Below are 21,029 nucleotides of genomic sequence, written 5' to 3'. Positions count from 1 at the left end.
CAACCCCGAAAAAAGCAACCCATACAGGAATTCTCAGGAGAACAAGATGAGTGCAGGACAAATGGCCCATGGCGGCAAGGCACCCTACTACTACGTGCCCCACGACTCGGTCCATCCCATCCGCGCCAGCATCAGCATGCTGGCCACCCTGGTGGGCGCAGCCCTCTGGGTGAACAGCTACGCCGTCGGCCCCTGGCTGTGCTTCGCCGGCATCCTGTGCCTGTTCATCGTGCTGTACGGCTGGTTCGGCGATGCGATCCGCGAATCCGAGAACGGCATCAACAGCCAGCGCGTCGACGTCTCGTACCGCTGGAGCATGACCTGGTTTATTTTTTCCGAGGTCATGTTCTTTTCGGCGTTCTTCGGCTCGCTGTGGTACACCCGCGAGGTCACCACGCCCTGGCTCAGCAACCTCGATCACCAGACCCTGCTGTGGCCGAGCTTCGCGGGCACCTGGCCGAACCTGGGCCCCGCCGGCACGATTGCCCCCTTTGAGACCGTCGGCCCGTTCTGGCTGCCGACCATCAATACCGCCCTGCTGCTCAGTTCTGGCGTCACCCTGACCATCGCCCACCACGCGCTGCGCGCAGCGCATCGCAACAAGGCGATCTTCTGGCTGGCCCTGACCGTGATCCTGGGCTTCACCTTCGTGGGCTGCCAGGCCTACGAATACCACCACGCCTACACCGAGCTCAACCTGCGCTTCACCTCGGGCGCATACGGGGCGCTGTTCTACATGCTGACGGGTTTCCACGGCTTCCACGTGATCCTGGGCGCCACCATGCTGACCGTCATCCTGCTGCGCATGGTGCGAGGTCACTTCACGGCCGACCACCACTTCGGCTTCGAGGGAGCCGCCTGGTACTGGCACTTCGTCGACGTGGTGTGGCTGGGCCTGTACCTGTTCGTCTACTGGTTCTGAGGCAGACGCCCACCAGCCCACTCAAAGGCCGGTCCCCCGGCCTTTTTTGCCGCTGCGCCGCCGCAAAGCCAAATACGCCGCCTCACGACCCGGACACGGCGGTCAGGCCCGTGCTGTGGATCCAACCCAGGCCATGGCCCACCAGCACGAACAGAAACAACAGGACAGACAGCCCGATGCGCCAGGTCAGCGCCCAGGCCATGCGGTCGCTGCGGCTATGATCCTGCATCAGGTACACCAGGGCGGAGGCCAGGCTGGCCACCACGCCCAGGAACAGCAAGACGATCACGATCTTCATGTACCCTCCAGACCGGGTCCCCGGCACCGCGCGGATCGGCCACGCCGCGCCGTCGGACCCAAACAGGAATTATCGCAAAACATGAAACCATCCAGGCGCTTTCCCATTCGACAGGTCACGGCCCTGGCGCTGCTGGCGGCGCTGGCCGTCGTCTGTCTGATGGCGGGCCAATGGCAACTGCGCCGCGGCGCCGAACGCGAGGCCCTGAACGCCGCGATGCAAGCAGGCCGCGCAACCACGCCGATTGTGCTCAGTGCCGATATGCAGGACGGCCCGGACTGGCATTCGGCCCGCGTCCGGGGCTCTTGGCTGCACTCCTTTACTGTACTCCTCGATAATCGCAACCTCAAAGGCCAACCCGGCCTCTGGGTGGCGACCCCGCTGCGCCTGCGGGACGATCCAGGCCGCGCGGTACTGGTCCTGCGCGGCTGGATACCCCGCCCCCTGCCCTCGGATCCGCTGCCCGACCTCGCGCCCCCCCGGGGCGAGGTCGAGGTCCACGGCACCCTGCTGCACCGGGTGCCACGCCTCTTCGATCTGGGCTCGCTCACCGGCCGCGCCGAAGCCCCGCCAACCTTCCCGGCGACGGGTGGCGGCCCACCGCGCGTGCAGAATCTGGCATTATCCGATCTGGCCGGCGCGACGGGCCTGGCATTGCTGCCCGTCGTCCTGGAGCAAGCACCGGTGGAAGGCTCCACCCTGCGCCAGGAATGGCCGGGCCCCTCCCTGGACGCCGACCAGAATTACGGCTACGCCCTGCAATGGTTCAGCTTCGCCGCCATCGCCCTGGTCGCCGCTCTGGTGTTGGCCTGGCGCACCTGGGTCCGGCCACGCCGGCCCCACTCCGATCACGAGGACCACACCACATCATGACGAGTACTACACGCCGCCCTCGCTCCAATCTGCCGCTGCTGGCCATCCTGGCGGTCTGCCTGGCTCCGCTGATTTTCGCGTTGCTAGCCTATTACATCCCCTCCCTGGGGCTACGCCCCGAGGGCACCTCCAACTACGGCCGCCTAATCGATCCGCAACGCCCCATCCCCGCCGCCGCGGACCTCACCCTCACGGACGCCCAGGGCGCGGCCTTCGACCTGAACAGCCTCAAGGGCCAATGGCTGCTGATCAGCGCCGGGCCGGGCGCCTGCCCAGAGGCGTGCGTGCGCAAGCTCTTCGTCTTGCGCAATACACACGCCAGCCAGGGCAAGGAGGTCGAGCGCCTGAACCGCGTCTGGTTCGTCACCGACGCAGCACCCCTGAATCCCGTCGTCGAGGCCGCGTATCAGGGCACCATCGTCCTGCGCGCGGATCCGGTACAGCTCGCCGCCTGGCTGGCCGGGGATGAGGCCGACCCGCAGGCCGCGCTACTCGAACGCATGTGGGTGGTCGATCCGCTGGGCCACCTCATGATGGCCTTTCCCGACACCGATGAACCCGAGCAAGTGCGCGACGACATCCGTACACTGCTGAAAAGCTCCCGTATCGGTTGAACCACGAATCCGCCATGTCCACCGCCCCCCGCCCCCAAGCCCGCTACCGCAAACTGGTCTTTCTGACCTGGTTCCTGACGTTGGATCTGATCATGTTCGGCGCCTTCGTCCGGTTGACCGATTCCGGTCTGGGCTGCCCCGACTGGCCGGGCTGTTACGGACACCTCAGCCCGCTGGGTGCCAGCGAGCACATCGAGCGCGCCCTCGAGGCGATGCCCTACGGGCCGGTCAGCGCGGGCAAGGCCTGGATCGAGATGATCCACCGCTATGCCGGCATGATCCTCGGCATGCTCATCATCGGCATCGTCTTCATGGCCTGGCGCCATCGCCGGACGTTGCAGCGCAGCCCCTGGCTGGCAACGGTGATCCTGGTGGCGGTCTGCGTACAGGGCGCATTCGGCGCCTGGACCGTGACCCACCGGCTCATGCCCCTCGTGGTCAGCACCCACCTGGTCCTGGGCATGAGCCTGCTCGCCCTGATGACTTGGCTCGCGGCCCGCGAAAAGGCGCATGCGCCGGTCCCCATCGATGCCGGGCGATGGCGGCCCTGGATGATTCTGGGCTTGTGCGTCCTGTTCGCCCAGCTCGCGCTGGGGGGCTGGGTCAGCACCAATTACGCGGCGCTCGCCTGCATGGACTTTCCCACCTGCCACGGCCAATGGATACCTCCCATGGACTTCCGGGGCGGCTACTCGCTGGTGCGCGGCCTGGGGCTCCTGCCCTCGGGCGATATGATTTCCCAAGAGGCGCTGACGGCGATCCACTGGACCCACCGCAACTTTGCGGTCGTGATCTTTGCCCTGCTGGGGGTGCTCGGCTGGCGCCTGCGCGCCGTGCCGGGTGCGGCCGGGCCGGCCCGCCTGCTGCTGGCGCTGCTGGCCCTGCAACTGCTGACCGGCCTGACGACGATCTTCTTCCAATGGCCGCTGCTGATCGCCGTCCTGCACAATGGCGGCGCCGCCGGTCTGGTGCTGGTCGGCGTCACCCTGCTCCTGCGCTTATCGCAAGCCGGCAAACCGTCTAGAATAGCCCCATGAGCACCACGACCGCCCCATCCCACTCGCTGCTGCGCCAGTACCTGGTGCTGACCAAGCCCCGCGTCACGCAGCTCGCCGTCTTTTGCGCGGTCATCGGCATGTTCCTGGCGACGCCGGGCATGCCCGACCCCTGGCGCGTGGCGGCGGCGACCATCGGGATCTGGCTGCTGGCCGCGGCGGCCTTCTCGATCAACTGCCTGATCGAGCGCGAAACCGACGCCCTCATGCTGCGCACCGCGCGCCGAGGCACCGCCAGCGGCGTGATCTCGAGCCAGCAGGTGCTGGCGATGGCCGGCATCCTGGGCGGCATCGGCATGCTGATGCTGTACTGGTGGGTCAACGCGCTGACCATGTGGCTGACCTTTGCCACCTTCGTGGGCTACGCACTGATCTATACCGCCATCCTCAAGCCCCTCACCCCCCAGAACATCGTCATCGGCGGATTCTCGGGCGCCATGCCGCCGGCGCTGGGCTGGGCGGCCATGGCCGACGCCGTGCCGGCCGAGGCGTGGATCCTGGTGCTGATCATCTTTATCTGGACCCCGCCGCATTTCTGGGCGCTGGCCCTATACCGCAACAAGGACTACATCGAGTCGGGCCTGCCCATGCTCCCCGTGACGCACGGCAAGGACTTCACCCGCCTGCACATCCTGCTCTACAGCATCGCGCTGTTCGCGGCCACAATGCTGCCTTTCGTCATCCGCATGAGCGGCCCCGCCTACCTGGCGGCCGCCTGCGTGCTCAGCGGCCGCTTTGTATGGCAATCCTTTGCGCTATATCGAAATTACAGTGATGCCCGATCGCGTAAACTGTTCCACTACTCGATCATTTACCTGGCCCTGCTGTTTGCCGCGCTGCTCTTGGATCATTGGATCGGCATGCTCATCTAGGCCCGGCCCATAGGATGTCATGAAACCTTCGTTTTCCCCCCTCAGGCGCCTGCTGGTAGCGGGCGCCGCCTGCGGGGTACCCGCAGTCCTGCTCGGATGCACGCCGGGCGCCTCCAACCAGCCCCTCGAGTTCCAGGGCAGCGACATCACCGGCTCGCACCTGGGGCGCGACCTGGACATGACGGACACCGAGGGCACGCCACGCACCCTGGCAGACTACCAGGGCAAGGTCCTGATGGTGTTCTTTGGCTACACGCAATGTCCCGACGTGTGCCCCACCGCCATGGCGCAGGTGGCCCAAGCCCTCGAATTGCTCGGCGAGCAGGCCGGCGAGGTCCGCGTCATCATGATCTCGGTCGATCCGGCGCGCGACACGCCGACGGTGCTGGGCGCCTACGTCCAGGCCTTCGACCCATCCTTCATCGGCCTGACCGGCACCCCCGAACAACTCGACAAGACCGCGAAATCCTTCAAGGCCTTCTACGCCAAAGAGCCGGGCCCCACGCCCGAGCAATACGCGATGAACCACTCCTCGTCATTCTATCTGATGGATCGCGACGGCGAGGCGCGCGCCCTGATCCGCGCCGACAGCACGCCCGAGAACATGGCGCACGACATCCGCTTGCTGCTTTAGTCCGCGCGCGGCCTCAGGGCACTGCCACGTCGCGGGCGCCATACTGTATCGCCAGTTCCCGCAGAGCCGTCGGCTGCTGCGCAATCCCGGTTTCTTCCTCCAGGATCTGTGCCACGCGCGGCGCGGCCGCATAGGCCAGGGCAGCATCCAGAAACAGCATCCGATGCCGCCTGGCCAGCACGTCCTCCACCGTACGCGCGTATTCGTGGCGCACGGCGAACCTCACCATGGCTTCGCTCAAACCCAGCCCCAGCATCGCATCGGCGCCCGGCAGCTCGGCCAGGAACGGCGCCTCGGCGCCGTACAAATGAGGCCCGGGCTCGAGATGCAGGGACACGTGCGGCGGCTCCACCGCGCCGAGCAGCCGGAAATCCGCCGTGCGGCACGGCGGCAGGCGGTCGAAGAACGCGGCCTGCACACAGCGCGCCAGCACATCCTCGGCCATGGCGCGATAGGTCGTCCATTTGCCGCCGGTCACGGTCACGAGGCCGGCGGGGCTGATCTCGACCGTGTGCTCGCGGCTGATCGACTGGGTGGGCTCGCCATCGGCCTCGAGCGGTCGCACCAGGGGCCTCAAGCCGACCCACAGACTGCGGATATCGTCGCGCGTGGGCGCGCGCGCCAGGACTCTTGCGGCTTCCGACAAGATGAAGTCGATCTCGTGCTGAAATGGCAGGGGGTCGCGTGGGAGATCCTCGCGCGGCGTATCGGTGGTCCCCAGGATCAGTCGTCCCAGCCAGGGCACCGCAAACAGCACCCGGCCATCGCTGGTGCGCGGCACCAGCAAAGCCTGGTCGCCCGGCATGAAGCCGCGGTCGACCACCACATGGACCCCCTGGCTGGGTTCGACCAGGGACCGGACCTGCGCGCCGGAGCCTTGCGCCCCCAAGTGACGGACCTGATCCACCCAGACCCCGGTGGCGTTGACGACACAGCGGGAACGTACCGTTCCCTGCGCCGCCCCGGCGGCGTCGCGCCACTGGACGCCGCCAATGCGTCCGCCTTCATGCAATAGGCCCACGACAGGGCAGTAGTTCAGCAACTGGGCCCCCTGGGCGGCCGCGGTGCGTGCCAGCGCCAGCGCCAGGCGCGCATCATCGAATTGCCCGTCCCAGTATCGGACGCCCCCCCACAGACCCTGCGGGCGCACGCCCGGCAGGCTGGCCAGCGTATTTGCGCGGCCGAGCCATCGGGTGGGCCCCAGGCTGTCGGATCCGGACAGCGCATCATAGACTTTCAGCCCCAGGCCATAGAATGGGACCTTCCACGCCTGATAGCCCGGCACGACGAACGCCAAGGCTTGCGCGAGATGCGGGGCATTGTGCAGCAAGGCGCACCGCTCGTGCAGCGCCTCGCGCACCAGGGCGAGATTCCCCTGGGCCAGATAGCGCACCCCGCCGTGGACCAGCTTGGTCGCCCGCGACGAGGTCCCGCCGGCGAAGTCATGCGATTCGAGCAGCACCACGGACAAGCCGCGCAGGCTGGCGTCCAGGGCAATCCCCAAGCCCGTCGCGCCCCCGCCGATGATGACGATGTCGACATCGTGCGTCGCCTCAAGCCCGGCGATCAGGCGGGTCCTGTCGGTATCGAGCGGTCGGGCGGATAGAGCCGTCGCTTTGTCCATTATTGTCTGATTCACATTTTTTCATGTAAATTATACCTTTAATAATGTAATTATCAGTTCGATATTGGCAGATTCTTGACAATTCGAGGGATCTTCCGGTGACAAGCAATCCACGGCAGCTCAGACTGCTTTCTCTGGTGCGGGCGTCGGGCTCCTGCACCCTCGAGCAGTTGTCCGACGCGCTCGGTGTCTCCGTGCAAACCATCAGGCGCGACGTCAAGCGCCTGGCCGAAGCCGGGCTCCTGCTGCGCTTTCACGGCGGCGCGCGCCTGCCGGGCTCGACCATCGAAAACATCGCCTACCAGCAGCGTGCCAGCCTGCAGGCGGATGCCAAGCGCCGCATCGGCGAGGCGATCGCGCAACGGGTTCCCGATCACTGTTCCCTGCTGCTCAATATCGGCACCAGCACCGAAGCCGTGGCCCAAGCCCTCACGCGGCACACGGGCCTGCGCGTCATCACCAACAATATGAACGTGGCCTACATCCTGAGCGGCCAACCCGGTTGCGAGGTCATCCTCGCCGGCGGCAGCGTCCGGGCGCGGGACCACGGTATCGTCGGCGAGGCGGCCGCCGAGTTCATGCGCCAGTTTCGCGTCGACATTGCGGTCATCGGCATCTCGGGCATCGAGGCCGACGGCACGCTGCGCGATTTTGATTTCCAGGAGGTCAAGGTGTCGCAAACCATCATCGCCCAGGCGCGCGAGGTCTGGCTGGCCGCAGACTTCACCAAGTTCAACCGGCCCGCCATGATTCAAGTGGGCCGCCTCGAGCAGATCGACCGCCTCTTTACCGACCGGCCGCCGCCGCCCCCATTTCCCGGCCTGCTGAATCAGGCACGGGTGGACTGCATCGTTGCGAACCCGCCGGCGGCCGACGATACCAGCGCCCCAACCACCGATTTCCAAGGATCCAGAGCATGAGCCATCTACTGGCCTTAGACCAGGGCACCTCCAGCACCCGCAGCATCGTGTTCAACCGCCAGGGCGACATCGTGGGCCTGGCGCAGCGCGAGCTGACACAGCACTATCCGCAACCCGGCTGGGTCGAGCACGATCCGCTGGAGATCTGGGACAGCCAGCGGCGCACCATGGCCGACGCCCTGGCCCAGGCCCAGATCGGCGTCGAGGCGCTCACGGCCATTGGCATCACGAACCAGCGCGAGACCACGATTGTCTGGGACCGCAAGACCGGCGAGCCCATCCATCGCGCCATCGTCTGGCAGGACCGGCGAGCCGAACCGGCCTGCGCCGCGCTGCGCGAACAAGGCTTCGAACCCATGATCCAGCAACGCACCGGCCTGCGTCTGGACGCCTATTTTTCAGCGAGCAAGCTGCAATGGATACTTGATCACGTCCCGGGCGCTCGCGCCCGCGCGCAAGCCGGCGAACTCGCCTTCGGGACGGTTGACAGCTGGCTGATCTGGCGGATGACCGGCCGCCACCTGACGGACGTCAGCAATGCCTCTCGTACAATGCTGCTGGACATACACCGCAATGCCTGGGACGCCGATCTGCTGGAGGCCCTGGGGATTCCCCGAGCCATGATGCCCGAGGTGCTACCCTCGGCGGCGGACTTCGGCAGCACGCGCGAGAGCCTGCTGGGTCGCGCCGTCCCGATCCGCGGCGTGGCGGGCGACCAGCAAAGCGCCCTGTTCGGACAGGCGTGTTTCCGACCGGGCATGGCCAAGAACACCTACGGCACCGGGTGCTTCATGTTGATGCACACGGGATCGAAGTTTCAAATCTCGGCCAATGGGCTGGTGACCACGAGCGCGGCGCAAACCACGGACGGGCTCGAATACGCGCTGGAAGGCAGCGTGTTCGTCGGCGGCGCCGTCGTGCAATGGCTGCGCGATGGCCTGCGCGCATTCGAGCGCAGCAGCGATATCGAGGGCCTGGCCGGATCGGTACCGGATGCGGGCGGCGTATTGTTCGTGCCCGCCTTCACCGGGCTGGGCGCGCCCTACTGGGACGCCCAGGCGCGGGGCACGATCACGGGGCTGACACGCGGCGCGACCATGGCCCACGTGGCGCGCGCCGCGCTCGAGAGCATCGCCTACCAAAGCGCGGCGCTGCTGCAGGCGATGGGCCGCGATGCCCAGGCCGCCGGCGCGGCGCCGCTGACCTCGCTGCGGGTCGACGGCGGCGCCTGCGTCAACGACTTGCTGATGCAATTCCAAGCGGATCTGCTGGGCATCCCGGTGCAGCGACCCACCATGGTGGAAACCACCGCCCTGGGCGCAGCCCTCCTGGCCGGACTGAACGCCGGCCTCTACCAGGACAAGGAGGAAATCGCGAGCCTCTGGCGGCTCGATCGCCAGTTCGATCCGGTGATGCCGCGCGACCAGGCGCGGGAATGCATGGCCCGCTGGGAGCGGGCCGTGCGCCAGGCATGCGCGTCGTAGCCCGGGCGGATCCGCGTCTGTGGCATGCCGTATACTGGGTGCCGACGCTTACCGCCCCACGCATTTGAACCCTGGCATGAACAGCCCCAGAAAAAAGGCCCCTAAAAGTCGGATTCGCCTCTGGGGCAACCCTGACGAGGGGCAGGTCACCGTGCGCGACTTGAAGCTCGACGCCATCTTTCGCGAGGCCGCGCTGGCCTTTCGCTGGAACGGCTACCACGGCACCTCGCTCGACGACATCGCCCGCCAGCTCGGGGTCGCCAAGGCCACGCTGTACTACTACTTTTCCAACAAGCAGGAACTCTTCTTCCACTGTCATATCGCGGCGGCCGACCAGGCCATCGCCTCGGTCAGCACCGACGCGGGCGCCGACGGACTCGAGCGCTTCCGCCTGAGCATGCAGCGCTACACCGCCTCGATCATCGGCTCCGAGAGCTACAGCGTGGTCATCCTCGAAGAACGCTCCCTGAGCGAAGAGCAACTGCAAAAAGTCATCGGCAAGCGCGATGAATTCGAGCGGCGGCTCCAGGAGATCATCGTGGCCGGCCAGAAAGACGGATCCATCATCCCGTGCAGCCCGAAATTCGCGGTTTTCGCCGCGCTGGGTGCCACCAACTGGATCACCAAATGGTACCGGCCGGGCGGCTCCTGGAGCGTCGAGGACATCGCCGAGGCCATGGCCTTGTTCATCGTCCGCGGCCTGTCGACACACCCCGAGCGGCTCGGCACCGGCAATCACATCCTGGCCGGCGAGATCGCGGATCTTTTCTGACGATTCCCCGCCGCCCCACCCCCTTTTAAAGACCACGAGGCTCGAACGGAGAGCACGCATCGATGCGCCCATTAAATGTAATTCGACTTTCAAGTCGAAAATTCATCCATGCTATTTACTTTACGACTTTCGCGGTTTACACTGCCCCGTAAATTGCTCGCAACCTCATCGCTCCATGTCCAGCCAACTCCCGTCCGAAACGTATCGCCACCCCGCGCATAGCCAATGGTCCGCCGCGGGATTCCGGTATCCCGACCGCATCGTCTCCCATGCCCAGGCCTGGCAGCACGAGCGCCTGCTCGCGTCCGACGTCGATCCCGCATGCTATGGCGACATCGCCGAGGCGGGCCTGTTCGGACTGGACTGCTTCGCCGCCATGGTCGAGGCCGGGCATGATATCGATGGCTATTTGTTCATCGACCAGACGCTGGTGCTCGAGCGCCCTCCGAGGCTGGACGAACCGCTGGTGCTCAGCGGCCAGGTCGACCGCCTGGTGCCGGTGCGCCGCGGCCTGCTGGCCGAGGAAACCTACCGACTGCGCGACCAAGCCGGCGCGCTGTGCATCGAAACCCGCTTGCGAGGCATCGTGGCGCCTCTGCCCGCCGACGTCGCCACCAATGCGCTAGAGCCGATGCCGGCACGCAGCCCGGTGCCCGCGGACGGCTGGATACAGATCGAGTCCAAGCAGCTGACGCCGGAAAAAGTGCGCGCCTTCTCCGAGGATGTCGGCAACGACCTGCACTTCGATCCAGTGGCCGCGCGCGCCTACGGATTTCGCGCGCCGCTGGCCCAGGGTGTCATGTCGGTCGTCTATCTGCTGGGCGCCCTGGCCACGCAGGCCCCCGCGCGGCGCATGAATGTGCACATCGAATTCCTGCGGCCGGTATTCTGGGACTCTCCGGTGACTCTGTGGCAGCATGGGATCGCCGGCGACTCCGGGGGCCGGCGCGTGGTACAGAGCCGCAACGAAAGCGGAAAAGCCACGGCCAACCTCATCGCAAGCACACTGTCGTACGCCTAACCGCCGAGCCTCGCCCATGGGAACCATCATTGTTCAGCTCATCATATCGGGCATCCTGCTGGGAATGGTCTATGCACTGGTCAGCGTGGGGCTGACCCTGATCTTCGGCGTGTCCCGCATCATCAATTTCGCCCATGGCGACTTCGTCATGGTGGGCATGTACGCGACCTACCTGCTGAACCAGTTCTACGGCATCGACCCCTACCTGGGGCTGCTGCTGGTGGCGCCAGGGATGTTCGTGTTCGGGCTGCTCATCGCCCGGGTGCTGATCAAGCCGATCATCGGGGCGCCGCAGGTCGCCCAGATATTCGCCACCCTGGGGCTGGGGCTCGTACTCCAGAACACGGCGCTGTTTATTTTCGGCGCGGACTTCCGCAGCGGAACCTCGATCGTATCGGGCAAGATCATCCGCTTCATGGGCATCAGCCTGCCGCTGGCGAGCCTGGTGGCGTTCTTTGTCGCCATCGCGGTCATCCTGGGCCTGTATCTATACCTGCGTCAATCCTACACGGGCAAGGCCATGCGCGCGGTCGCCCAAGACCGCCGCGCGGCCTCCCTCATGAGCATCAATGTGTCGAGGATCGATTTCCTGACCTTCGGCTTGGGCGCGGGCTGCGCGGGCATTGCCGGGGCGCTGCTGCTGCCCCTCATGCCCGTCTACCCATCGGTCGGCCTGAACCTGGTCATCGTCGCCTTCGTCATCGTCGTGCTGGGCGGCATGGGGAGCCTCTGGGGCGCCCTGATCGGCGGCATCGCCATCGGCCTGATCGAGAACCTCAGCGCCTTTTTCATCGGTTCGGAAATGCGGCAGATTGCCTACTTCATCGTTTTCCTGCTGGTGCTGCTGGTCCGTCCGGTGGGATTGTTTGGAGTCAAGGGCTCCGAGAGGGTTGGCGAATGAGCACACGACACGCCCGCTTCATCGACCGGGCGCTCGGCCTGCCGGGCGTCCTGGCGCTGCTGGTCCTGGCCGCCCTGATCCCGGTCTTCGTCACGGATACCTATACCCTGCACTTCCTCTGGAAGATCCTGTTCTGGGCCGTGGTGGCCAGCGCCTGGAACCTGGCCGGCGGCTACGCGGGGCAATTCTCGCTCGGCCACGCCGCGTTCTTCGGCATCGGCGCCTACACGTCCACCATTCTTTTCGTCCAGCACGGCATCACGCCGTGGCTCGGCATGCTGGCCGGCGGCGTGTTCGCGGCGCTCGCCTCGGTCATCCTCGCCAGGCTCACCCTGCGCCTCAAAGGCCCGTTCTTTGCCCTCGCCACCATCGCATTCGCCGAGGTGCTGCGCATCGCCGTCGTCAATCTGCGGGACCTGACCGGCGGCTCCCAGGGCATCTCGATTTCATTCCAGCCCGCGCTCGAGAACCTCATGTTCTCCGGCAGAATGCCCTACGTCTACACCATGCTCGGCCTGCTGACCCTCGTCGTCCTGCTGACCGTCGCCCTGCAGCGCTCGTGGTTCGGTTTCTCGCTCGTTGCCCTGCGCGAAGATGAGGACGCCGCCGAGACCCTGGGCATCAACACCGTCGCCATGAAGATCGCCGCCACGGGCCTGAGCGCCTTTCTCACCGCCATCGCCGGCGCACTCTACGCCCAATACATCCTGCTGATCGAGCCCACCACCGTCATGGGGCTCGATTTCTCGATCCAGGTGGCCGTCATCACGATCATCGGCGGCATGGCCACGCCGATCGGCCCGCTGCTGGGCGCGCTGCTCATGGTGCCGCTGAGCGAGTACCTGCGCGCCGAGTTCGGCGGCTCGTTCCAGGGCTTGTACCTGATCGTCTACGGCTTCCTGCTCATGGTCATGGTGATCTTCATGCCGCAAGGGCTGGTCAGCGCCCTGCGCGAGCCCACGGCGAGCTGGCGCCGCATCCAGTCCATCTATCTGGGACAGAGAAAGCGTTCACGGGGCACCCGCCATGCTTGAACTCGAGAACCTCTCGCGTACGTTCGGCGGTCTGAAAGCCGTCAACAATGTGTCGTTCCGCCTGCATAAAGGGGAAATCCTGGGCTTGATCGGCCCCAACGGCGCGGGCAAGACCACGCTGTTCAACTGCGTGGCCGGCGCCATCAAGCCCAGCTCCGGCGCGATCCGGCTTGAGGGCCAGAACATCGCCGGCTACAAAAGCCACCGCGTCTGTCGCATGGGGCTGGGCCGCACCTACCAGATTGTGCGGCCCTTCAACAACCTGAGCGTCTTCGACAACGTCGTCGTGGGGGCGCTCAACCGCAGCCGCAAGATCTCGGAGGCCCGGCAGATGGCCCGCGAGGCCATCGAGACAACGGGGCTCGGGCCCATGCAGGACAGCCTGGCCGGCAGCCTCACCCTGCCCGGGCGCAAGCGACTGGAAATCGCCCGCGCGCTCGCCACGGGTCCGAGGCTCCTGCTCCTGGACGAGGTCATGGCCGGCCTGAATCCGACCGAGGTCGAAGCCGCCATCGAGTTGATCCGCAAGATCCGGGAAAGCGGCATCACGATTCTGATCATCGAGCACCTCATGCGGGTCATCTCCTCGGTGAGCGACCGCATCGTCGTGCTTCACCATGGCCAAAAACTCGCCGAAGGCGATCCCGGCGCCGTCCTGAACGACCCGGCCGTGGTCGAGGCCTACCTCGGGGAGGACTTCCTTGCTTGACGTTCGCGCACTCAACGCCTATTACGGCGAGATCCAGGTGCTCTATGACGTGGCACTGCAGGTGCACCCCGGCGAAGTCGCCGTGGTCGTCGGCGCGAACGGCGCCGGCAAGACGTCCTTGATCAATGCCCTGTCCGGCACCATCGACCGCGAAGGCGAAATCCATTTCGACGGGACGGCGATCGACCGCCTGCCGCCCCACGAGGTGGCGGAAATGGGCCTGATCCAGGTTCCCGAGGATCGCCACCTATTCCCCTTCCTCACCGTGCGGGAAAACCTCGACCTGGGTGCCTACCCGACGCGCGCGCGGCCCGTGGCGGCGCAGACCCTGCAAGAAGTCCTGGACCTGATGCCGCGCCTGAAAGAGCGCACCCGGCAAGTCGCCGGCTCGCTGAGCGGCGGCGAACAGCAATTGTGCGCCATCGGACGGGCCCTGATGTCCAAGCCCCGCCTGCTGATGCTCGATGAACCCACGCTGGGCCTGGCACCCATCATGGTCTCGCTGGTGTTCGACCTGATCCGCCAGATCCGTGATACGGGCACCACCATTCTGCTGGTCGAGCAGAACGTGAACCGCTCGTTGGCCCTGGCCGATCGGGCTTATGTGCTGGAGGGCGGGTCGATCGTGCTGGAGGGCGGCGGCCAGGCGCTTCTGAAGGACGAGCGGCTCAAGGCCGCCTATTTGGGTGGATAGGACAGGAAATCCGCCTGCCGCGGGAATCCTGCCAATAATCAAGGAGACAGAGAAATGAAAATTCGCGCTGTATTGAGTGGGGCCGCGCTGCTTGCCGCGTTTTGCGCCCCGGCCGTATCATCGGCCGCCGATACGATCAAGATCGGCACCCTGTTCCCCATGAGCGGCCCGATGGCGCTGCTGGGCAACGAGGCCTTCCAGGCCGCGGAGGTCGCTCGGGAAATGGTCAATGAATCCGGTGGGGTCCTGGGCAAGACCGTCGAATTCGCGACGGCCGATGCGCCCGACCCGACCTCGGCCAACGCCGAAGCCACCCGCCTCATCATCCGCGAAAAGGTCCCGGTGATCACCGGCAGCTATTCCAGCGCCATCGCGCTGGCCGCCAGCGAAGTCGCCGAACGCGAAGGCGTGCTGTACTGGGAAACGGTGGCCGTGGCCGACAAGTTCACCGAGCGCAAATACAACAACATCGTGCGCCTGACCTTCAACGCCTCGATGATGGGCATCACCGCGGCCAAGTACGCCCAGGAATTGTCCGGCCGCCTGGGCAAGGATGCCAAGGATCTGCGCGTCGGCATCATTTCCGAGGACTCCGAGTTCGGGCAATCAGTGGGCGACGCCGCCGCGGCCGAAGTCAAAAAACTGGGCATGCAGCTCGTGGCCAACGAGCACTACAGCAAAACGGTGACGGACCTGTCCTCGCTGGTGCTCAGTCTGAAGGCCAAGCAGCCCGACGTCGTGATCGCGACCTCCTACCTCAACGACGGCATCCTGTTCTGGCGCCAGGCGCGCGAGCTGGACTTGCCGCTGGGCGCCATGATCGGCATCGGCACGGGCTACGCGCTGCCCGACTTCCTCAAGGCCACCGGCGACTATGCCAACGGCATCTTTGATGTGGACGCCCCCAGCAGCCTGAATGTCTCCGCCCTGCCGCAGGACACCCAGGCGCTCTACCATACGTTCACCGAACGCTTCGAGGCCAAGACCAATCGCAAGCCCGGCCCCCTCGCCTACATCTCGTTCGGCGGGTACTGGACTTTGTTCAAGCACGTGATCCCGGCCGCGGGCTCCATGGATTCGGCGGCCCTGCGCAAGGCGGCGGCCGGACTCGACCTGCCGATGGGCGCTCTCCTGACCGGCGCCGGCGTCAAGCTGAACGCGGCCGGCCAGAACGAGCGCGCGCTGATCTCGGTCATGCAATGGCAAGACAAGCAACTCGAGGTGGTGTGGCCGCAGAACATCGCGGTCAAGGAATCGGTGATGGTGCCGCTACCGGCCTGGGACAAGCGCTAGACTGGAGTCTCCCGTCCACGCCAATCGCCGCAACGCCATGGATACCGTGTATCACTTGCTCGAGGACGCCGCCCGCCGCCATCCGGCGACGGCGCTGACCTGGAGCGACGGTCGCACCCGGACCTACGCCGACTTCCTGTCGGCCAGTCGCCGCTGCGCGGCGGCGCTGGCCCACATGGGCGTGCGCAAGGGCGATCGCGTCGCGCTCTGGCTGCCGAACTCCGAGGCCCACCTCGATTTCCTGCTGGGCACCATGCAGTTGGGCGCCATCGCGGTGGCGGTGAACACCCGCTACCGCGCGGCCGAGGCCGGCGCGATCATCGCGCACACTCGCCCCGCCGTGCTGGTCATCGAGCCGGGCTTTCACGGCATCTCCTTTAGCGACATTCTGGCCGCGATCGACCCTGCGGAGCTCCGCAGCGTGACCACGCTGATCGTTTGCGGCGCCGAGACGCCCGCCCACGACCTCCTGCCCGGACGGCGCACCTTCACGCATGCCTGGGCCCTCGAGCAAGCGCCCAGCGATGCGATCCCCGACGCGGCGGACGACTGCGCGATCTTTACCACCTCCGGCACCACGAGCGGCCCCAAGCACGCGGTCCACACGCACGGCTCCATCGCGCGCCACGCGCGCGATGCGGCGCATGCGTTCGGGTACGACGCGACCGATGCCGTCCTGTTGCACACCCTGCCCTTTTGCGGAATCTACGGGTTCAGCCAACTGACCGCCACCCTGGCCGCCGGGGCCCGCAGCTTCTTCATGAGCGTCTTCGATGCGGCGGCCTGCGCCCGCCTCATGCAGGAGCACCGCGTCACCCATACCAGCGGCACCGACGATCTGCTGAAGCGCGCTCTCGATGCGGTACCGGGCGAGCGGCCTTTTCCGGCGCTGCGCGAATGCGTCTACGCCGGCTTCAACCCGGCCCTGGCCCTCTTCCCCGAGCAGGCCGAGCAGCGAGGCATGCGGCTCATCGGCTGCTTCGGAATGAGCGAGATCCATTCCTTTTTTTCCCGCCAGGACGGGCACCTGCCCGTCCTCGAGCGCAAGCGCCCAGGCGGGACGCCGATCTCGCGCGGCGTCCAGGTGCGGGCCAGAGACCCGGCATCCGGCGCTATACAGCCACACGGCGAGCCGGGCGAACTCGAGATTCGGTCCGCCAACCTCTTTTCGTATTACTTTGGACAGGCGGAGGCGACCCGGGCCGCCTTCACGCCGGACGGCTATTTCCGCACCGGCGACCTGGGGCGGACCCTCGCCGACGGGCGCTACGAGTTCCTGGGCCGCCGGGGGGATTTCATGCGGCTGGGCGGATTCATGGTCAATCCGCTGGAAATCGAGCTGGAACTGCAGGAGCTCGCAGGGATCGAGACCGCGATCGTGGTCGATGCACCCGCGCCCGGCGGCACCCGCGCCGTCGCCTTCGTCAAGCTGCGAGCGGGCCAGGCCTGGGACGAGGAACGCCTGCGGGCCCACTGCGTCGCCCGGCTGGCAAACTTCAAAGTCCCCAGCCTCTTTGTGCGCGTCGACACCTTTCCCTCGGCCATGAGTCCGAACGGCGAAAAAATCCAGCGCGGCAAGCTGAAAGCCAGGGCTGCGGAGCTCGTCGAGCCGCGCCACCCCGCGCCTCATCATTGATCTACTTTGGAGTCCCTCGTGTTCAAGGCATTGTTCATCCACAAAACCGAAGCCGGCTATCGCACCGAGCTGCGCGACCTCGACGACGCGGACCTGCCCGAGGGCGACGTCACCGTACGGGTGGACTACTCCACCATCAACTACAAGGATGGGCTGGCGATCACCGGCAAGGCCCCGGTAGTCCGCTCGTTCCCCATGGTGCCGGGCATCGACTTTGCCGGCACCGTCGAATCCAGCCGGCACGCGCGCTGGCAAGTCGGCGACCGAGTCATCCTGAACGGCTGGGGGGTCGGCGAGACGCACTGGGGCGGACTCGCGGGCAAGGCCAGAGTCAAAGGTGACTGGCTGGTGGCCCTGCCGCCGGCCCTCTCACCGCGCCAGGCGATGGCGATCGGCACCGCCGGCTATACCGCCATGCTATGCGTCATGGCCTTGGAAAAACATGGCATCCGGCCGGACGCGGGCGAGATTCTGGTGACGGGCGCCAGCGGCGGCGTAGGCAGCGTGGCGATTTCGCTACTGTCCAAACTCGGGTATGCGCCGGTCGCCAGCACCGGACGCCTGACCGAGGAAGCCTATCTAAAATCCCTGGGCGCGGTGTCGGTCATCGACCGCGCCACGCTTGGCAACGCGGGCAAACCCCTGCAAAAGGAACGATGGGCGGGCGCAATCGATACCGCGGGCAGCCACACGCTGGCCAACGTCTGCGCCTCGGTCCGCTACGGCGGGGCGGTGGCCGCCTGCGGCCTGGCCCAAGGCATGGATTTTCCCGCCAGCGTCGCCCCCTTTATCCTGCGCGGCATCACCCTCTACGGCATCGACAGCGTCATGGCGCCGGGCGCGGTGCGCGAGGCGGCCTGGTCCAGGCTGGCCGAGGATCTGCCGATCGACCGGCTCGAGGCCCTGGCGACGGAAATCGGCCTGGCCGAGGCGATCAAGGCCGGCGCGAACATCCTGGAAGGGCGGATTCGCGGCCGCCTGGTCGTCGACGTCAAGCGCTAGTCCGGCGGCGTCGGCAGGGCCTGCAAATCGGGCAAGGGCTCATACTGGCGCTCGCCCGACTGGAATTGCTGCCAGACCTCCACAGCGCGCATGCGCTGGCGCACCACGGCCTGGATTTTGTCGCGCAGCGTCGGGTTGCCCGCCAACAGCGTGTTGAAGTCCTTTTCCTGCAAGAGCAGCAGGCGGCTGTAGCCTAGGGAACGCGCCCGCGCCTCGAAGTCCACCCCTTCGGCCAGCGCCATCTCGCCAAAGATCTGGCCGCTGCCCAGCTCCGCCGTGGTCCCGTCGGGCAGGTCCAGGATGACCGCGCCCGAGGCGACGAAATACATGGCTCGCATGCGGCCCACCTTCATGGGGATTTCCTGGTCCGGCAGCACCAGGCGGGGCTTGAGCAGGCGGCCGATGGCGGCCAGGGTCGCCGCATCCAGCCCCTCGAACAGCGGCACCCGCTCGATCAGGGCGGCGGCGCTCAGCGCGATGTCCAGCATCCCCCGGTCATCGAGGTAGCTCCAGCGCTGTTCGGCCTGGTCGATCAGGTCGGCATAGGTCTCGCCGCTGATGAGGTTTTCCGCCAGCATCTCGCGATAGCGCAGGCGCTCCATCGAGCGCGCCAGGCGCGTCAGGTAGACCTCCTGCAGCCACAGCGCGTAGGCCGGATACTGCAGAGTCAGCGCCTGCAAAGCGGTCTCCAGACGTTCGAGGCGCTGCCGGTGGGCGGCGACGATGATCTGGGTGACCTCGGCGCCCAGCAGGGGCTGGACGTCCGCCTCGGCGAAACGGATCAGACGGCGCGCCACCGCCCACTTGCACATCAGATTGTTGAAACGCTGGGCCAGCTCGCGCTCGAGCCAGCGCTGAAAACCGGGCAGATGGTGCAGGCGCAGGGCCAGGCGCAGGCCTGGCGAATAGCGCAGATCACGGTCGATGGCATCCTGAAAGCCGCGCAAGCCGCCGGCGCGCACGGCGTCGCCCAGGCGCTCGGCGCGCGCCAACAGGGATTCGGCCGTGCGCCAATCGACGACGCGCGCCTTGAGGGTCTCGAAGAACATTTCCTCCTCGCGTCCGGCCAGAATCCCCATGCCCACGGCGATCTTTTGTTCCTCGCTCAGCTGCTGCACCTGGGCCGCGCCCACGCTCGCCTGGCCGGCGTCGAACACATTGTGGATGCGGTCCATGACCTCGGCGGCCACGTGCTCGTGACGGGCGATTTCATCGGTCTTGTCGCGCAGCGCCTCGAGCTCGACGGCCTGCGCCTGGTCGCGCAGGGCGCGGTCCACGGGCGAGAGCTGATTCAAGCCGAGCCGGAAGATCAGCGGCCGCAAGGTCAACCCATTGATGAACAGCGTCATCAGCACGAAGCCCGTGGTCGCCACCGCGATGAACTGGCGCGCGTCGTGCGGCACGGCGGGCTGTTCGGTCACCGCCAGCGCCAATGCCAGCGACACCGCGCCGCGCAGGCCGCCAACCAGCATCACCGCCCGGTACGAGCGGTTGACGCGCGTGCTCAGGCGCAGCCAGCCCAACAGCGGCAGCAGGCCGTGGACGATGACTGCGCGCGCGAACAACGTCACGATGAACAGCACGAGAATCAGCAGCACTTCGATCCAGGTGATCTCGGCCATCATGCGCGGGATCAGCATCGCGGCGAACACGAAGATCAACGAGTTCGCCCAGAAGCCAAACTGCGACCAGGCGCTGGACAACTGCTCGAAGGTGGTCGGCGACATCCGGGTGCGACCAGTCGAGCTCACGACCAACCCGGAAATCACCGTGGCCACCACCCCCGAGACGCCCAGGTAGTGCTCCGAAACAAAGAAGGTCAGATAGGCGAGCGCCACGGTCAACGTCACCTCGGCCGCGGGCCAGCCGCGCAGCCAGATGAACAGGCTGGTCGTCACCTTGCCCATGACGAAACCCGCCAGGCCACCGCCCAGGAAACTGATCAAGAAACTCTGCACCACCGCCGCCACCGACGGCGTGCCTCCCTGGAACAGGACGCTCAGCAGCACCGAATACAAGGCGATCGAGGCGGCGTCGTTGAACAGCGCCTCGCCCTCGACGAGGTTCATGAGGCGCCGGGGCGCGCCGACCTCGCGGAAAATCCCGACCACGGCGACCGGGTCGGTCGTGGCCACGATGGCGCCCAGCATCAGGCAGACGACCAGGCTGTAGGGCGAGATGGCCGCCAGCGAAAAGCCCACCGCCAGCGTGCACACGACCACCGCAACAATCGCCATCACGAGGATCGGACTGATGTCGTCCATCAGGCGGCGCACGTTCATCGCCAGGGCGGTCTCGAACAGCAGCACCGGCAGGAACACGTAAAGAAAGGTCTCGGACGAGATCTCGAAGTGCTCGAGCGTATCGAGAAAATCCACCATCACGGCCGGTGCCCAGTCGTGTACATGGATGATGACGCCGAGGATGAAGCCCACGATGGCCAGCAGCACCGAATACGGCAAGCGCAGCCGACCCGCCAGTGGCGGCATAAAGGAAACCAGGGCCAACAGACCCGCAAGGCCGAATACCAGGAGGCCTATTTTCATGTTCTGCGGTCGATGTGTAGGGACGCCCTACAAGAATAGCGGTTTTAGGGCCGCTCCGGCTGGAAGGATGTAAAAAAACCCACGCGGTGAACTGGAAGGTTTGCCCACGATTGCGTACGATGGCG

20 protein-coding genes are annotated in these 21,029 nt (G+C 66.3%); 17 read left to right on the top strand and 3 right to left on the bottom strand.

The window, feature by feature from the left end:
- The first annotated feature begins 46 nt into the window (after positions 1-46).
- Positions 47-922: a cytochrome c oxidase subunit 3 gene (locus ABS761_RS04180; RefSeq protein ID WP_350406829.1), complete on the top strand. Its 876-nt coding sequence runs from the start codon at positions 47-49 to the stop codon at positions 920-922.
- An 82-nt stretch (positions 923-1,004) separates the two neighbouring features.
- Here ABS761_RS04180 and ABS761_RS04175 read toward each other — a convergent pair whose 3' ends face one another.
- Complete coding sequence (locus ABS761_RS04175) at positions 1,005-1,220, bottom strand: twin transmembrane helix small protein (RefSeq protein ID WP_350406828.1); 216 nt, start codon at positions 1,218-1,220, stop codon at positions 1,005-1,007.
- A gap of 81 nt (positions 1,221-1,301) precedes the next feature.
- Here ABS761_RS04175 and ABS761_RS04170 point away from each other — a divergent pair, with 81 nt between their 5' ends.
- The 5 genes from ABS761_RS04170 to ABS761_RS04150 are packed head-to-tail and all read left to right on the top strand — an operon-like array spanning position 1,302 to position 5,268.
- On the top strand, positions 1,302-2,093 hold the full coding sequence (locus ABS761_RS04170; protein ID WP_350406827.1) for an SURF1 family protein: 792 nt from the start codon (positions 1,302-1,304) through the stop codon (positions 2,091-2,093).
- Positions 2,090-2,707, top strand: a complete 618-nt coding sequence (locus tag ABS761_RS04165; RefSeq protein WP_350406826.1) for an SCO family protein — start codon at positions 2,090-2,092, stop codon at positions 2,705-2,707. Before ABS761_RS04170 ends, ABS761_RS04165 begins: the two co-directional genes overlap by 4 nt.
- 14 nt (positions 2,708-2,721) lie before the next feature.
- Complete coding sequence (locus tag ABS761_RS04160; protein ID WP_350406825.1) at positions 2,722-3,744, top strand: COX15/CtaA family protein; 1,023 nt, start codon at positions 2,722-2,724, stop codon at positions 3,742-3,744.
- The gene (cyoE, locus tag ABS761_RS04155; protein WP_350406824.1) at positions 3,741-4,634 is read left to right on the top strand and encodes a heme o synthase; all 894 of its coding nucleotides are present in this window, start codon (positions 3,741-3,743) and stop codon (positions 4,632-4,634) included. Before ABS761_RS04160 ends, cyoE begins: the two co-directional genes overlap by 4 nt.
- A 19-nt stretch (positions 4,635-4,653) precedes the next feature.
- Positions 4,654-5,268, top strand: a complete 615-nt coding sequence (locus tag ABS761_RS04150) for an SCO family protein (protein WP_350406823.1) — start codon at positions 4,654-4,656, stop codon at positions 5,266-5,268.
- A 13-nt stretch (positions 5,269-5,281) separates the two neighbouring features.
- Here ABS761_RS04150 and ABS761_RS04145 read toward each other — a convergent pair whose 3' ends face one another.
- Positions 5,282-6,892, bottom strand: coding sequence for a glycerol-3-phosphate dehydrogenase/oxidase (locus ABS761_RS04145; protein ID WP_350406822.1), 1,611 nt, complete (start codon positions 6,890-6,892; stop codon positions 5,282-5,284).
- Between the two features lie 98 nt (positions 6,893-6,990).
- Here ABS761_RS04145 and ABS761_RS04140 point away from each other — a divergent pair, with 98 nt between their 5' ends.
- The 11 genes from ABS761_RS04140 to acuI all read left to right on the top strand — a co-directional run bounded on the left by ABS761_RS04140 (position 6,991) and on the right by acuI (position 18,358).
- On the top strand, positions 6,991-7,812 hold the full coding sequence (locus tag ABS761_RS04140) for a DeoR/GlpR family DNA-binding transcription regulator (protein ID WP_350406821.1): 822 nt from the start codon (positions 6,991-6,993) through the stop codon (positions 7,810-7,812).
- Positions 7,809-9,296, top strand: coding sequence for a glycerol kinase GlpK (glpK, locus tag ABS761_RS04135; protein WP_350406820.1), 1,488 nt, complete (start codon positions 7,809-7,811; stop codon positions 9,294-9,296). Before ABS761_RS04140 ends, glpK begins: the two co-directional genes overlap by 4 nt.
- Before the next feature lie 76 nt (positions 9,297-9,372).
- Positions 9,373-10,068, top strand: coding sequence for a TetR/AcrR family transcriptional regulator (locus ABS761_RS04130; RefSeq protein WP_350406819.1), 696 nt, complete (start codon positions 9,373-9,375; stop codon positions 10,066-10,068).
- Between the two features lie 175 nt (positions 10,069-10,243).
- Positions 10,244-11,089, top strand: a complete 846-nt coding sequence (locus ABS761_RS04125; protein WP_350406818.1) for a hypothetical protein — start codon at positions 10,244-10,246, stop codon at positions 11,087-11,089.
- Positions 11,090-11,105: 16 nt separating this feature from the next.
- Positions 11,106-11,990 (top strand): branched-chain amino acid ABC transporter permease, encoded by an 885-nt coding sequence (locus tag ABS761_RS04120; protein ID WP_350406817.1) that lies wholly within the window; start codon positions 11,106-11,108, stop codon positions 11,988-11,990.
- Positions 11,987-13,024, top strand: coding sequence for a branched-chain amino acid ABC transporter permease (locus ABS761_RS04115; protein ID WP_350406816.1), 1,038 nt, complete (start codon positions 11,987-11,989; stop codon positions 13,022-13,024). The genes ABS761_RS04120 and ABS761_RS04115 overlap by 4 nt, the downstream gene beginning before the upstream one ends.
- Positions 13,017-13,733 carry an ABC transporter ATP-binding protein gene (locus tag ABS761_RS04110; RefSeq protein ID WP_350406815.1) on the top strand — a complete coding sequence of 239 codons (717 nt, stop codon included), beginning with the start codon at positions 13,017-13,019 and terminating at the stop codon, positions 13,731-13,733. Before ABS761_RS04115 ends, ABS761_RS04110 begins: the two co-directional genes overlap by 8 nt.
- Positions 13,726-14,427, top strand: a complete 702-nt coding sequence (locus ABS761_RS04105) for an ABC transporter ATP-binding protein (protein ID WP_350406814.1) — start codon at positions 13,726-13,728, stop codon at positions 14,425-14,427. The genes ABS761_RS04110 and ABS761_RS04105 overlap by 8 nt, the downstream gene beginning before the upstream one ends.
- 54 nt (positions 14,428-14,481) lie before the next feature.
- Positions 14,482-15,720, top strand: coding sequence for an ABC transporter substrate-binding protein (locus tag ABS761_RS04100; RefSeq protein WP_350406813.1), 1,239 nt, complete (start codon positions 14,482-14,484; stop codon positions 15,718-15,720).
- A gap of 37 nt (positions 15,721-15,757) precedes the next feature.
- Entirely contained in the window at positions 15,758-17,356 is a 1,599-nt protein-coding gene (locus ABS761_RS04095) for an AMP-binding protein (protein ID WP_350406812.1), read from the top strand.
- Between the two features lie 18 nt (positions 17,357-17,374).
- Positions 17,375-18,358: an acrylyl-CoA reductase (NADPH) gene (gene acuI / locus ABS761_RS04090; protein WP_350406811.1), complete on the top strand. Its 984-nt coding sequence runs from the start codon at positions 17,375-17,377 to the stop codon at positions 18,356-18,358.
- Here the strand turns inward: acuI and ABS761_RS04085 are convergent.
- Positions 18,355-20,904, bottom strand: coding sequence for a cation:proton antiporter (locus ABS761_RS04085; RefSeq protein ID WP_350406810.1), 2,550 nt, complete (start codon positions 20,902-20,904; stop codon positions 18,355-18,357). The two genes, acuI and ABS761_RS04085, sit on opposite strands and share 4 nt — an antisense overlap.
- Positions 20,905-21,029 lie beyond the last annotated feature (125 nt).

The sequence above is a fragment of the Castellaniella sp. GW247-6E4 genome (assembly GCF_040276065.1).
GTDB lineage: Bacteria > Pseudomonadota > Gammaproteobacteria > Burkholderiales > Burkholderiaceae_B > Castellaniella.
Note: the sequence above shows the minus strand (reverse complement) of the source record. Positions and strands in the feature narration are given on the sequence as shown.

Coding starts and splice junctions, on each gene's coding strand:
- ABS761_RS04180 (WP_350406829.1), top strand. CDS start 47: ATGAGTGCAGGACAAATGGCCCATGGCGGCAAGGCACCCTACTACTAC.
- ABS761_RS04085 (WP_350406810.1), bottom strand. CDS start 20,904: ATGAAAATAGGCCTCCTGGTATTCGGCCTTGCGGGTCTGTTGGCCCTG.
- ABS761_RS04170 (WP_350406827.1), top strand. CDS start 1,302: ATGAAACCATCCAGGCGCTTTCCCATTCGACAGGTCACGGCCCTGGCG.
- ABS761_RS04120 (WP_350406817.1), top strand. CDS start 11,106: ATGGGAACCATCATTGTTCAGCTCATCATATCGGGCATCCTGCTGGGA.
- cyoE (WP_350406824.1), top strand. CDS start 3,741: ATGAGCACCACGACCGCCCCATCCCACTCGCTGCTGCGCCAGTACCTG.
- ABS761_RS04150 (WP_350406823.1), top strand. CDS start 4,654: ATGAAACCTTCGTTTTCCCCCCTCAGGCGCCTGCTGGTAGCGGGCGCC.
- glpK (WP_350406820.1), top strand. CDS start 7,809: ATGAGCCATCTACTGGCCTTAGACCAGGGCACCTCCAGCACCCGCAGC.
- ABS761_RS04130 (WP_350406819.1), top strand. CDS start 9,373: ATGAACAGCCCCAGAAAAAAGGCCCCTAAAAGTCGGATTCGCCTCTGG.
- ABS761_RS04145 (WP_350406822.1), bottom strand. CDS start 6,892: ATGGACAAAGCGACGGCTCTATCCGCCCGACCGCTCGATACCGACAGG.
- ABS761_RS04160 (WP_350406825.1), top strand. CDS start 2,722: ATGTCCACCGCCCCCCGCCCCCAAGCCCGCTACCGCAAACTGGTCTTT.
- ABS761_RS04115 (WP_350406816.1), top strand. CDS start 11,987: ATGAGCACACGACACGCCCGCTTCATCGACCGGGCGCTCGGCCTGCCG.
- ABS761_RS04165 (WP_350406826.1), top strand. CDS start 2,090: ATGACGAGTACTACACGCCGCCCTCGCTCCAATCTGCCGCTGCTGGCC.
- ABS761_RS04100 (WP_350406813.1), top strand. CDS start 14,482: ATGAAAATTCGCGCTGTATTGAGTGGGGCCGCGCTGCTTGCCGCGTTT.
- ABS761_RS04110 (WP_350406815.1), top strand. CDS start 13,017: ATGCTTGAACTCGAGAACCTCTCGCGTACGTTCGGCGGTCTGAAAGCC.
- ABS761_RS04125 (WP_350406818.1), top strand. CDS start 10,244: ATGTCCAGCCAACTCCCGTCCGAAACGTATCGCCACCCCGCGCATAGC.
- ABS761_RS04175 (WP_350406828.1), bottom strand. CDS start 1,220: ATGAAGATCGTGATCGTCTTGCTGTTCCTGGGCGTGGTGGCCAGCCTG.
- ABS761_RS04095 (WP_350406812.1), top strand. CDS start 15,758: ATGGATACCGTGTATCACTTGCTCGAGGACGCCGCCCGCCGCCATCCG.